Below are 2386 nucleotides of genomic sequence, written 5' to 3' on the forward strand. Positions count from 1 at the left end.
GGCGGGGGCGGGCGCTCGGGTGCTCGGGTGCTCGGGCGCTCGTGCGCTCGTCCGCTCGTGCCCGCTGCCTCCCTGTCCCGGGCGTGCTCGCGCCTCGTTGCGCGAGCGGGCGAAATGTCCGGCCTGCCACGAGGATCTTCACGGTCTTTCGCCCGCTCGTGGGCGTGGGCGTGCGCACGGGCGCCGGCGTGGGCGTGATTGCGGGGATCAGCGTCGACTTCGGCGCCCGGCATCGTCGAGCGGGCGGAATGCCTGACGTGACAGGACGAAGGGCCAGGGTGTTTCGCCCGCTCGTGGTCGGGGGAGCGGTGCCGACAACGAAGAACGCCCCGACTCCGTGCGGAGTCGGGGCGTTCTTCTCGGGTTCGGGGAGTGCCGCTCGGTGCCCTCAGTCGGGCGTTGAGTCAGAGGTGGCTCAGGCCGCCTGGAGGACGAACTGGACGTCGAGGTTGATCGTGACGTCGTTGCCGAGCGTGAAGCCACCGGCCTCGAGCGCCGCGTTCCAGTTCACACCGAACTCGGTGCGGTCGATCTTCGTGGTCGCCTCGGCACCGAACTTGACCTGGCCGTAGCCGTCCGTGGTGAAGCCACCGAGCTCGGCCTTGAGGACGACCGGCTTGGTGACGCCGCGCAGGGTCAGGTCGCCCGCAATGTGCAGGTCGTCGCCCTTCGCCTCGATGCTCGTCGAGCGGAAGGTCAGCTGCGGGTGCTCCTCGGTGAGGAAGAAGTCGCTCGTCTTGAGGTGCTGGTCGCGCTGCTCCTGGCCGGTGTTGATCGACGCGACGTCGATGTTGGCCTCGACGGTCGACTCGAGCGGGTTCTCGGCGGTAACGACGGTGGCGTCGAACGTCTCGAACTTGCCCTTGACCTTGCTGATGGCGAGGTGGCGGACCGAGAAGGTGACCTCGGAGTGGGTCGGGTCGATCTTCCAGGTGCCGGTCTTGTAGCCGGGAACGGTGTCAGCGGTGAGCGTCATGGTGGTCCTTCTTCCGAACGAGAGTCTGCGGTGCGACGCGTTCCATGCGCCTGCATCGAGTTGATACTACGACAGTGTGCACCGTTTTGGTTGAAGCGTCAACCATTGTTCACCCAAGTGTCGCAAACCGCGTGTCGTGGGCACCTCTGGCGCCGACCTCGAGCAGCTGACGGATGCGGTGCACGAAACGGTCGACACCATGCACGACGTCGTCTGCTGTTGCTCTGACGAGCCACCAGTCGACGTCCTTGAGGTGCTCCCCGCGCGTCAGGTCCTTCCGGAAGGTGGCTGGATCAGTGCGGTGCAGATCGCTCTCGTACTCGATCGCAACCCTGGCATCGGGGTAGGCGAGGTCCACACATGCAATCCACTGCCCGTCGACGACGACATCGTGGTTGAGCGCCGGTTCCGGGAGTCCGCAGCGGACGAGTGCCAGCCGCGTCCGGGTCTCTCCGGGAGACCGAGATCCCCTCCGGATCTCATCGAGCGCGAGGCGGAGCTTCACGATGCCGCGAATGCCGCGTCGTCGTCGGACGGCCTGGGCGAGTTCGTCGAGCGTCGCCCAGCCGAGCCACCCCACGAGCGCGTCGCCCGCGACGATGAGTTCGTCGAGCGTCAGCATCGAGCCCAGTGCGATGAACGTGTCGGCCGGAGTGGTCAGCGGCACTCCTCGTGCGATCGTCGCGCGGACCGATCCGTACCGAGCTCGGTGGCCGACCGTGCCGCGAACCCGGAGCGCTTGGTCGGTACCGATCGTCGTGACGTGCAACCGCTGATCGCGTTCGAGACGGCGGGGGAGCGGGACGCCGATGATCGCTGCCGCAGTGACGTGACTGAAGACCTGATCGGGGCGGAGTCGAGGAGTGAGCGCCCTTGCTCGTTCATCCACGGACTCCGGTGGGAACGCTGATCGGACGCCGTGGAACGGGCGGACGAGATCTCGAGCGTCGAGTCGGCCACGCGAAACGCCTCGGTGCAGCGCATCCCGTACCCGGAACGAAGCGTCGCGGAGTGCCATCGGGAGTCGGCGTCTTGCGGTCATCTCCACAGCGTGACGGCGAGCCGACCCCGAGGACGGGATTCGGGCCTCCTCTGTGGACGGCTTGCCCGCTCTCGCCCATGTGGAGGGACGGTTGCCCCCGTGAGCGGGCGAAACACCGCGCCCGCCGCCGACCGCACCGCGGTGTTTCGCCCGCTCGCGGGGTGGAGGCGACGGCAGGGAGCACGGAAGCCGCAGCCCGGGGTCATCCGGGCGAGCGGGCGAAATGTGTGGGTGGGCTGGCAAGAGCACCGTGGCATTTCGCCCGCTCGCGTATCCCGGTCCCGACCACCGACCACCGACCACCGACCCCGACCCGACCCGACCCCGACCCGACCCCGACCTGACCCCGACCTGACCCTGACCTGACC

General features: G+C 68.1%; 2 protein-coding genes. Both read right to left on the reverse strand.

Features of this window, described 5'->3' with window-relative positions:
* Positions 1 to 415: 415 nt before the first annotated feature.
* Entirely contained in the window at positions 416 to 976 is a 561-nt protein-coding gene (locus tag DEI98_RS18170; protein ID WP_027464630.1) for a YceI family protein, read from the reverse strand.
* Between the two features lie 109 nt (positions 977 to 1085).
* Entirely contained in the window at positions 1086 to 1643 is a 558-nt protein-coding gene (locus tag DEI98_RS18175) for a hypothetical protein (RefSeq protein ID WP_111101546.1), read from the reverse strand.
* Positions 1644 to 2386 lie beyond the last annotated feature (743 nt).

This window comes from Curtobacterium sp. MCLR17_034, assembly GCF_003234485.1.
In the GTDB taxonomy this organism is placed as follows: Bacteria; Actinomycetota; Actinomycetes; order Actinomycetales; family Microbacteriaceae; genus Curtobacterium; species Curtobacterium flaccumfaciens.

What these genes read in the sequence shown, in the direction of transcription:
- DEI98_RS18170 (WP_027464630.1), bottom strand. Translation starts at nt 976, where the DNA reads ATGACGCTCACCGCTGACACCGTTCCCGGCTACAAGACCGGCACCTGG.